The sequence below is a fragment of the Microcoleus sp. B3-D2 genome, from assembly GCF_036705345.1.
Classification (GTDB): Bacteria; Cyanobacteriota; Cyanobacteriia; order Cyanobacteriales; family Microcoleaceae; genus Microcoleus.
In genome coordinates this window covers 1-2785 of sequence record NZ_JAUBUG010000164.1, presented here as the reverse complement: position 1 = coordinate 2785, position 2785 = coordinate 1, and the positions used below count along the sequence as shown (strand labels likewise).

General features: G+C 41.8%; 3 protein-coding genes and 1 pseudogene. 3 read left to right on the top strand and 1 reads right to left on the bottom strand.

Annotation, left to right across the window (positions count from 1 at the left end; all coding sequences use genetic code 11):
• Positions 1 to 74 precede the first annotated feature (74 nt).
• Positions 75 to 1028, bottom strand: a pseudogene (locus QUB14_RS28360) (IS4 family transposase); the annotation flags it as partial.
• A gap of 84 nt (positions 1029 to 1112) precedes the next feature.
• Between QUB14_RS28360 and QUB14_RS28355 the strand changes: the two are divergent.
• The 3 genes from QUB14_RS28355 to QUB14_RS28345 all read left to right on the top strand — a co-directional run bounded on the left by QUB14_RS28355 (position 1113) and on the right by QUB14_RS28345 (position 2683).
• On the top strand, positions 1113 to 1478 hold the full coding sequence (locus QUB14_RS28355; protein WP_333221538.1) for a hypothetical protein: 366 nt from the start codon (positions 1113 to 1115) through the stop codon (positions 1476 to 1478).
• Positions 1479 to 1619: 141 nt separating this feature from the next.
• Positions 1620 to 2117, top strand: a complete 498-nt coding sequence (locus tag QUB14_RS28350; RefSeq protein ID WP_333221540.1) for a helix-turn-helix domain-containing protein — start codon at positions 1620 to 1622, stop codon at positions 2115 to 2117.
• Positions 2118 to 2167: 50 nt separating this feature from the next.
• Positions 2168 to 2683: an IS630 family transposase gene (locus QUB14_RS28345; RefSeq protein WP_333221542.1), complete on the top strand. Its 516-nt coding sequence runs from the start codon at positions 2168 to 2170 to the stop codon at positions 2681 to 2683.
• Positions 2684 to 2785: the final 102 nt, after the last annotated feature.

Here is a 2785-nt window from a genome sequence, read left to right as displayed (position 1 = left end):
TGGCATGGGTCGTGCGAGCGGGGCAGCATCAGAGACTACTTCCAGTTTACACCCTAACCGCCTTGGCGGTTGCTATAACTTAATCCCAACCGCCTTTTTACGGTATTGAAAGCTTCTTCAATCCTCCAGCGCCTGCGATATAAATCTGCCACAACGTAGGGTGGTAAAACTTGAGGTTCAAGTACGCTTCTTAAATAAGAATGCCAGGTTTTACCCGAACGAACTTCAATCAGACGTAAGGTAATAAATGGAGTCTTTGCAGTTCCCGAACCCAAGCGTACCAGACTATCTTTCAGGTCGTAACTTTTGGTAAATACTTGCTTTACTTGAATGGCGGCTCCTTTTTTTAAACGAGTAATTAAGTGAATATCTCCTTCAATTAATTGGAGCCAAAAGCTAAAATGATAAAATCCTCTATCCAGTAATATTAAGGTTTTATTTGGCACTAATTGCAGGATGTTTTCTTCAAGCTTAACATCAGAAGCTCTCGGGTTTTCCAGAAACCAAATATCAACAGGGAGCCGAGTCATTAAATCTATGACTGTTGCCATTTTTCCTGCTAACTGCCCTTTTGGTATATCTTCTAGGCTTTTGAGCTTGCAAAATAATGCTTCGATCGTTGAACTATCTACTATCCAAATTCTCGAAATTTTGGTTAAGGCAAATTGAATGCTTTCTGGTAAAGGTCGGTGGTTTCTCTGGTACCAAGCAGTTCTTAAACTTGGTAATAAATTTTTGAAGACTCCCTCAAATAAGGAGGCAGGAAAACTTAAAAATCTTTGAGACATGGCTTGTTGAGTAACTGTCGTGGGTCGGCACCACAAAAAGCCTTCTCTTGCTAACATTCTTGTGAGTTCTGTTACTCCGGCTACCTCTCGCCACAGCAAAGTTAATACTGCTGCTACCATCAAGGGTAGGTTAAGAATTCTGGCTCGTAAACCTAGTTGACGGTAGTAATTTTCTTGTGAGGTGATGGCTGGTGTTAGTAATGCCGATAGTTGCGAGGCAATCGCATCATCTTCCACCATCGGTCTTGTGGTTTTTTTGGCGTGGTCGCGGTTGGTTTTTTGACTCTTAGCCATATTTACTGACCTACACAATCGCTCAATTATTTGTCAATTATATCCTTCGATCGTACCAACTCTCGCAATCGATCGTCCTCGCCCCGACGCTCGAAAGTACACTTGTGGTGCAACTATTATCGATCGCCCGCCATTATTTATCGATCGCCCGCCACTGTTATCGATCGCCCGCCATTATTTATCGATCGCCCGTCATTATTATCGATCGCCCGTCATTATTATCGATCGCAGTGCCACGCCAATCGAGCCAACAACTTATTAATAATGATAATCGCCCTAGGCGTGGGAGAGTCTGCCACAGGCGGACTCTCCCACCCTTACCCCTTGTTTGATCATCATTATTATCCAATTATATTTATGCACAAAGGGGTATTGACAGAATCTACTCCTTTCTAACTTGTTACCAATGACTCCTGACTGTTTTTTTTTTACGATTTAATCCCAACTTTTGTAAGGCGTTATACCAATTTCATAAAATAGTGCTACAATTAGTATGTATCGTTTTTGTGAGCCAGCACCAAAATATAAGGAAGAAAAATGTCAGGAGTTGTTCGGATTGAAATTCGAGAAACAACAGAAGAGCTGAAAACTTTTATGAGGAAAGAGAAAGATGTTTTGCGCCACGAAAAACTACAAGTTCTGTATTGGCTTAAAACCCAAACGGTAGACAGCGTATTGTCTGCTGCTGTGCGGTTAGGTAAACATCGTACCACAATACAAAGATGGTTGTCTAGTTATCGGTCGGGGGGAATAGAAGAATTATTACTCCAGAAACCCCGTTCGGGAAGACCGAGAATAATGAATTCAGAAACGGTAGAAAGATTATCAAAGGAATTGTCAGAGCCTGAAGGATTCAGTAGCTACAAAGAAGTACATGAATGGTTGACAAACTGCTGTGAAGTCAAAGTGGCATATCGGACTGTACATGAGTGGACAAGATATCGGCTGAAAGCAAAATTAAAAGTGCCGCGCCCCGTGAGTGAAAAGCAAAAACCAGGAGCAGCGGAAGAATTTAAAAAAAACTGTCATCCTTAATCAAAAGCAGCCTGAGTCAGAGCGAGAGCTTTTTAAAACAGTGGAAAAAAGTGCGATTTTGGAGCGAAGATGAAAGTCGGATGGGATTGCATACAATTAGGAGAAGAAAGTTAACCGGGAGCGGAATCAAACCGCAGGGAAAAGTGCAATGGGATTTTACTTATTTGTGGCTGTACGGGGCAGTGGAGCCACTAACAGGAGAGGGTTTTTTTTACGAGTTTACGCATCTGGATACAACGTGCTTCGAGAAATTCTTGGAGCTATTTGCCAGTAAGTATCCTCTGGATTTACATATCATACAAGTAGATAACGGAGGGTTTCATAACTCCTTAAATCTGAGCATACCCGAGAATGTAATTTTGCTCTTTCAGCCAGCCTACAGTCCGGAAGTAAATCCAATAGAAAGACTGTGGGGGTATGTAAAAGAACAATTAAAATGGTTGAGATTTGAACACATAGAGGAGTTGAGAGCAGCCGTGCAAAAAGAGTTAAACAAGTTGACGAATGAAGTCATTGCTTCTTTGACGGGGTGGCAATTCATTTTAGAGGCAGTATCTGTAGCATAAATTTAGAAAATTGGTATAACACATGGCTGTTCTGCCTACCCAATTTCCGGTCTTTTGGGCGAATAACTCACACAATTCTACCAAGGTTGCATCGGGATGTGC

Coding starts and splice junctions, on each gene's coding strand:
- QUB14_RS28350 (WP_333221540.1), top strand. CDS start 1,620: ATGTCAGGAGTTGTTCGGATTGAAATTCGAGAAACAACAGAAGAGCTG.